This is a genomic window from Nonomuraea cypriaca, assembly GCF_015645445.1.
Classification (GTDB): Bacteria; Actinomycetota; Actinomycetes; order Streptosporangiales; family Streptosporangiaceae; genus Nonomuraea; species Nonomuraea cypriaca.
Genome location: NZ_JADOGI010000388.1, coordinates 1 through 6114, shown reverse-complemented (window position 1 = coordinate 6114; position 6114 = coordinate 1). Strand labels below are relative to the sequence as shown.

General features: G+C 69.1%; 7 protein-coding genes. 6 read left to right on the top strand and 1 reads right to left on the bottom strand.

The window, feature by feature from the left end; translation table 11 throughout:
* From ITP53_RS53360 to ITP53_RS60850, 5 genes are all read left to right on the top strand, one after another.
* Window positions 1-223: hypothetical protein (locus ITP53_RS53360; RefSeq protein WP_207757696.1), on the top strand; the 223-nt coding region annotated here is incomplete at its 5' end.
* Complete coding sequence (locus ITP53_RS53355) at window positions 223-612, top strand: hypothetical protein (RefSeq protein ID WP_195903136.1); 390 nt, start codon at window positions 223-225, stop codon at window positions 610-612. The genes ITP53_RS53360 and ITP53_RS53355, both read left to right, overlap by 1 nt.
* A 60-nt stretch (window positions 613-672) precedes the next feature.
* Window positions 673-1938, top strand: coding sequence for a serine hydroxymethyltransferase (locus ITP53_RS53350; RefSeq protein ID WP_195903135.1), 1266 nt, complete (start codon window positions 673-675; stop codon window positions 1936-1938).
* Between the two features lie 57 nt (window positions 1939-1995).
* Window positions 1996-3324, top strand: a complete 1329-nt coding sequence (locus ITP53_RS53345) for a glycosyltransferase family 4 protein (RefSeq protein ID WP_195903134.1) — start codon at window positions 1996-1998, stop codon at window positions 3322-3324.
* Window positions 3325-3521: 197 nt separating this feature from the next.
* Window positions 3522-4502: a LuxR C-terminal-related transcriptional regulator gene (locus tag ITP53_RS60850; protein ID WP_195903133.1), complete on the top strand. Its 981-nt coding sequence runs from the start codon at window positions 3522-3524 to the stop codon at window positions 4500-4502.
* 40 nt (window positions 4503-4542) lie between these two features.
* Here the strand turns inward: ITP53_RS60850 and ITP53_RS53335 are convergent, their stop codons facing one another.
* Complete coding sequence (locus ITP53_RS53335; RefSeq protein WP_195903132.1) at window positions 4543-5733, bottom strand: JmjC domain-containing protein; 1191 nt, start codon at window positions 5731-5733, stop codon at window positions 4543-4545.
* 197 nt (window positions 5734-5930) lie between these two features.
* Between ITP53_RS53335 and ITP53_RS53330 the strand changes: the two genes are divergently transcribed.
* Entirely contained in the window at window positions 5931-6107 is a 177-nt protein-coding gene (locus ITP53_RS53330; RefSeq protein ID WP_328818743.1) for a thiomuracin/GE37468 family thiazolyl RiPP peptide, read from the top strand.
* Window positions 6108-6114: the final 7 nt, after the last annotated feature.

The following is a 6114-nucleotide window of genomic DNA, read 5'->3' as shown; positions in this document are numbered from 1 at the left end:
GAGTGGGGATGGCGGTGGGGTGGTCTCGATCGATCTGGGGCCCGTCGATCCCGAGGCGCTGAAGGACCTGATCGACGACATGCGTGACGTGCAGCCTCAGGAGATGCCGTCCGTGCAGGTGCCGGCAGGTGAGTACGGCGAGGGCGCGTGGGCGCCCGAGGACATCCGCCCCGACGGCCCGGTCGGCCGGATCGATCCCGGCTCGCCGGAGAGGAGCGCGTGATGTACGTCGACCCGCAGCCCCCCAAACGCCCTGACCCCCATGACCCCATGGACCGGCCGCCGATCAACGTCCCAGGCACCCTGGACGACCCACAGCGGGCCTGGAGGTTCAACCCCGACTACGAGCGACTCGTCGTGGCATGGGACGCCGTCCTGCCGCAGCTGGACTCGCTCAAAACCGTCCTGGACAAGGCGTACAGCCTGGCCAGGAGCCCCCAGACGTGGGACGCCCCGGTCGGCGAGCGCTACGTCGAGGAGATCCGCGAATGGCGCAACAGGCTGGCCGTCTACCGCCATTCCGTCCTGACGTCGATCAGCGACGAGGCGGCGGACACCCCGCGCTGGATACCGACGACGGCCAACGCGCCGCACGCCTTCCCCGTGAGCTGAAATCTCCGGCGCGGGTCGCCCGTATGGGAAAACCAGACCACCAGGTCTTAGAGTGGGGGAATGGGTGCACAGCCCTACTACGGCCCGTCCTTCGGCCTGCTCCAGAGGCAGGATCCCGAGCTCGCACAGGTGCTGCTCGACGAGCTGGACCGGGTGCGCGGCGGGATCCAGCTGATCGCGAGCGAGAACTTCACCTCGCCCGCGGTTCTGGCCGCCCTGGGCTCGACCCTCACCAACAAGTACGCGGAAGGCTACCCGGGCCGCCGCTACTACGGCGGCTGCGAGGTCGTGGACCGGGCCGAGCGGCTGGCGATCGAGCGGGCACGCAAGCTGTTCGGCGCCGCGCACGCCAACGTCCAGCCCCACTCGGGCGCCACCGCGAACCTCGCCGCCTACGCCGCGCTCCTGCAGCCCGGCGACACCATGCTGGCCATGGCGCTCCCGCACGGCGGCCACCTCACCCACGGCTCCAAGGTGAACTTCTCGGGCAGATGGTTCGACGTCGTGTCCTACGGCGTGCGACGTGACACCGAGCTCATCGACTACGACGAGGTCCGTGACCTGGCCCTGCGGCACCAGCCGAAACTCATCGTCTGCGGCGCCACGGCGTACTCGAGACTGATCGACTTCGGGGTGTTCCGCGGCATCGCGGACGAGGTGGGGGCGTGGTTGCTGGCCGACGTCGCGCATCCGATCGGGTTGATGGCGGGCGGGGCGATCCCGTCGGCGGTGCCGTACGCGGATGTGGTGACATTCACCACACACAAGGCGCTGCGCGGGCCACGCGGCGGGGCGATCCTGTGCACGCAGGAGCTGGCCAAGAAGATCGATCGGGCGGTGTTCCCGTTCATCCAGGGCGGGCCGCTGATGCACGTGGTGGCGGCCAAGGCGGTGGCGTTCGGTGAGGCGATGCGGCCGGAGTTCGCCGACTACACCAGGCGGGTGATCGTCAACGCGCGGGCGCTGACGGAGGCGCTGACCGCGGAGGGCATGCGGCCGGTGTCGGGCGGCACGGACACGCATCTGGCGCTGATAGACCTGCGCGGGGCGGGTGTGTCGGGGGCCGAGGCCGAGCGGCGGTGCGCGGCGGCGGGGATCACGCTCAACCGCAACGTGATCCCGTACGATCCAGAACCCGCGGCCGTCACGTCCGGCATCCGCGTGGGCACGCCGTGCGTGACCACCCAGGGGATGGGGCCAGAGGAGCTGAAGGAGGTGGGGACGCTGGTGACCAGAGCCGTGCTCCGGCCGGCCGCCGCGGCGGAGGTTCGGGAAAGAGTGACGGAGCTTCTTGCCATACATCGGCCATATCTCAACGAATATTAAACTGGTCTGTGTCGTTTTCCGGTCACAGTGGGCCGGAGCATCCGGGAAACTAGGTCTGTGCGCGAATACCTGTTCATGGCGCTCATCTCGGCGGCGGTGACCTACCTGCTGGTCCCGCTGGTGCGCCGCTTCGCCATCCGCATCGGCGCCATGCCCGAGGTTCGCGAGCGCGACGTGCACACCACGCCGACGCCCAGGCTGGGCGGCCTGGCCATGTACGGCGGCCTGGTCGCCGGCCTGCTGGTCGCCAACGGGCTCACCCACACGGGCGCGGCGCTGTCGGAGTCCGACGGCAACGCGGTGACGGCGCTGATCCTCGCCGGCGGGCTGATCACGCTGACCGGGTTCCTCGACGACTGGTGGGGCATGGACGCCTTCATCAAGCTCGGCGGGCAGATCGCGGCGGCGGGCGTGCTGGTCTCCTTCGACCTGCGGCTGCTCTACATCCCGCTGCCGCAGGACTGGGGCGGCTCGACCAGCCTCGACTACACGCTCAGCACGGTCATCACGATTCTGGTCGTGGTCGTGACGATCAACGCGGTCAATTTCGTCGACGGGCTCGACGGGCTCGCGGCCGGGGTCGTGTGCATCGCGGGCATGGCCACGTGGGCCTACTCGATCCTGCTCGCCGCCGAGATCAGTGGCGGCCGCATCACCACGACGGCCGCCATCGCCGCCGTGCTCATCGGCACGTGCCTCGGCTTCCTGCCGCACAACTTCCACCCGGCGAAGATCTTCATGGGCGACACCGGGGCCATGCTCATCGGGCTGGTGCTCGCCTCCTCGATCGTCACCGTGACGCCGCTCGACCCGGCGATCATCGAGAACACCAACAGGTTCGGCGTGCTGCTGCCGCTGCTGCTCCCGGCGGCGGTGCTGGTGCTGCCGTTGATCGACCTGATCAGCGCCGTGGTGCGGCGCACTTCCCACGGCATGTCGCCGTTCGCGCCCGACCGAGGCCACCTGCACCACCGGCTGCTGGACATCGGCCACTCCCACCGCAGATCCGTGTTGATCATGTACGCGTGGGCGCTCCTGTTCGCCTTCGGCATCGTGGGCATGTCCGCGATCGGCGTGCCGGTCCTGCTGTTCCCCGTGGTCATCGTGCTCGCGCTGGCCGTGCTGGTGCTGATGGCCCTGCCGCGCTGGCGGGGCAGGGGCGGGGCGCACGCGGCGGAGCGCGGCAAGCAGCCTGACGACGACGATGACGGCCCGCCCACCGGGCCCATGCCGCCCATCCGTCCCGAGGGTGGCGACCGTACGCGGCCGGCTTACGACAGCGACGTCACCCGTCCCGTCGCACGCGGGGACCAGGGCGACGGGCGTTCGACGCGCAGGCAGGGCATGACCGAAGAGGGCGCGCCCGTCTACCCCGGCCGTCTGTAAGCTCTACCGGCTGTCTGCAGGCTCTACCGGCCGGCAGCGTATGGATAATGGCGCCTTCCATACTTTTTTGTCCTTTCAAAAGCTGAACTTCTTTCCTTATGTAGATGCCGTGTAGAAGTGAGGCTTGTGTCGGCTTTGGCCAGTGTTGCAGAATGCCCGTTGCAATCCGGAGACGACGATGTCGGTGATGGGGGACGGTGTTCGAGATACTGGGGATCGATCCCGTCGCGGAGTTGGTCTATCGCACGTTGCTCAGACGGCAGGGGTGCCGGGTCGCCGAACTCGCGGAGGATCTCGCGATACCCGATGAAGTGGTGCGCGCCAAAGTGCGCGCGCTCGCGGAGCTGGCTCTGGTAGGGGAATCCTTCGACGAGGAGGGCCGGGTCAGGCCGGTGGCGCCCGACGTGGCGCTGTGGCACCTGATCGAGCAGGCGGAGGCCTCTCTCGCGGCCAAGCGTATGGAGCTGGACGCCAGCAGGATGGCCATCGAGCGCTTCGTCGAGGACTGCGTCGAACGCGCCGCCGGCTGCGGGTCCGCGGACATCGAACATCTCGACGGCATGGACCAGGTCCAGCATCGGCTGGAGGAGCTGTCGCGGATGACCCGCTCCGAGATGTTCACCTTCATGGCGGAGGGGCCGCAGCCGGCGGAGGTGGTCGAGGCGGCGCGGCGCAAGGACGAGGAACTGCTGCGGCGCGGCGTCGCCGTACGCGCCATCTGCCAGAGCAGCATCAGGGGCGACAGGACGACGTTCGGGTACGCCGGCTGGCTGAACCGGGCGGGAGGAAACGTGCGGATGGTGTCCGAGCTGCCCGTGCACATGGTGCTCATCGACAGGGAGATCGCCATCCTGCCCGTCGACCCCGGCGACGCCCGCGCGGGCGCCGTGCAGGTGAACGCGCGGGGCGTGCTGGCCGGCCTGCTGGCACTGTTCGAGCACACCTGGACGGTGGCCGACCCGCTGAAGCCGGAGGACGACGACTCCGAGGCGCTCTCCCTACAGCAGCGCGAGCTCCTCGCGCTGCTCGGCCAGGGGCTGACCGACGAAGCCGCGGCCAAACGGCTCGGCGTCTCCCAGCGCACCGTCCGGCGCATGATGGCGGGCCTGATGCAGGAGATGGGCGCCAGGAGCAGGTTCGAGGCCGGCTTGAAGGTCTCGGGGCGCGGCTGGCTGTAGGCCCCTGAAGGGCGCCGACCGGCTCCAGGACCTGGAAGCTCTAGGCCGGGGTGGCCACGCCCTCGCGGATCAGCTCGCGGAGCAGCTCGCGTGCCTGGTCGCGGTCCACGGCGAGGTCGTCCAGGCGCAGCCGGGCGTCCGGGGCGGAGATCAGCTCGCCGACGGCCCGTGCCACTGAGCCGTCGACCGGCAGGTCGTGGTCCCCGAGGTGCAGCACGATGCCGTCGCCCTTCTTGGCGGCGCCGAGCACGGATCCCGGCACGTACGCGACACAGTCGGCGTCCACCTCCAGCAACGCCGAGCTGACGGCCGGGCGGCGAGGCCCCGGCTGGCTGCGCAACTGCTTGACCCGCAGCATGGTGGCCACCCGGTCGCCGTCGAGGCTCTCCAGCCAACGGGAGAAGTGCTCGGTGAGCTCGCCGACCTCCTCGTGGAGCTGCCGGCCGTTGAGACCGGGCGGCAGGGCCGTACGGAAACGGGGGTCGCCTGCCGCGAGGTCGAGGAGTTGCTCCAGTATCCAGTGGCGGGTGAACTGCAGGACCCCGATGCTGATGTGCAGGGAGGCGCCCTCCTGCGCGTAGCCGTTGTGTATCCAGCCGCGGGGCAGCCAGAGCACGTCGCCGGGTTCGAGGCGGGTCCTGAGATAGGGCTCGCCGTTCTCGAACGAGGCGCGTTGTCCGGGGGTGACGGGGACGCTGCCCCAGCGGTGGCGGGGGAGCGGGTCCTCGAGCACCGGCGGATACAGCTCCCACACCTTGCTGCCCGCGGTCTGCGCGATGAAGACCGCCTCGGTGTCCCAGTGGTGTGCGAAGCCCTGGTTGCCCGGCGGTGTCAGGAAGGCGTGGGCGTAGAGCGGGTGGCCCAGCTCGGCGGCCAGCAGCCGGCCGAACCTCATCAGCGGCGGCCAGCACCGGTGCAGGCCCATCAGGAGCAGCGTATGCCCTTCGCGCAGACGCTCGCCGACCTTCCTGGCGTCGATGCCGCCCGCCGCGCCGGGAAAGGCGGCGAGGTCGGCGACCGAGAACGACGCGGGACTGGCCATCACGTTGTCCTTGGTCATTGTGACGGATGACGCGGCCAGCCCCTGGTCGCTGATCAGCCGATCGATGTCCTCGATGTCGAGCAGTGCCCGGAGCGCCGCTGGATCGCCGCGGAACACCTGGGGCTCCTCCGGCCAGCGGACGACGAACTTGTCGGGCGCGGCGGTGAGCAGGCCGAGCGCGCTTTCCATTGTCTCTCCTTAGGTGAATACGCACCTCAGGATGAGCGCGGTAACGCGGAAAGGGCAAGAAGAAATACGGCTGCGCCATTAGGTGTACATCTTTCTGATGAGCGGGATTCCACTTCTTCTGGACGTGTTCCGGTGCCTAGAGTCGGCGCTGGAGAGTTCGGCTCTCCGAATTCCGGTAAACCAGCCAGAGGAGAAAAGTGAAGAACCTCGACTTCGACCTCGAAAACCTGCCGATGGACGTCTTCGACCTCGCCGAGAGCGGCCTGACGATCGACTCGCTGACCGCGGGTCACGGCATGCCCGAGCACGGCGCGTCGCTGCCGTTCTGCTCCTGCAGCGCGACCTGCTCGTGCTGCCCGAGCAGCAGCAGCTGACGTTCTG